Raw genomic sequence first — 523 nt, forward strand, 5'->3', positions numbered from 1 at the left:
GAATTTCATGATAGGTGAATTCTATTAGACTATCCAATACATTTCCACACTCATCTTCCAAATATTTTATTTGCAACCTTTCGGGGATACCATCTTTAAAAGGTTGTTGAAAGATTAGAGCTATTGATTGTGGTGTTTTTAGATCAACTTGACTTATCGCATTTGCTTCCAGAGTATAATTCGAAAGTGTTTTGATACTCAAACTATCCATATACTCACTAAAATTCAGAACCAGCTCATGATCGGAACTAATTTGTATRCTACTTATTACAGCACTCCTGGTATCCGGATTTTCTGCATTAACAGAGTTCTTAAGTCCTGGTGTTCCACCTGTTGTTGAWAKGGARCTCRTCCAGTTCCCAAAAGTACTGCATGTRTTCATCGGATCAATTCGCTCCAAAGACCAACCGCCTTCGCTCTTCTCTGCAGACTTATACCATATATCAGAATAGTTGACCTGATCGATCACTTCTCCGATTCCAGATTCAATTTCCAAATTTCCTCCGGTATTGGTTAAGCTAGG

General features: G+C 38.1%; 1 pseudogene. It reads right to left on the bottom strand.

The annotated features are described in order from the left end of the window. Positions 1 to 523: pseudogene (locus EMN46_RS19735) on the bottom strand (hypothetical protein); the annotation flags it as partial.

It is taken from the genome of Ancylomarina sp. 16SWW S1-10-2 (assembly GCF_009669305.1).
In the GTDB taxonomy this organism is placed as follows: domain Bacteria; phylum Bacteroidota; class Bacteroidia; order Bacteroidales; family Marinifilaceae; genus Ancylomarina.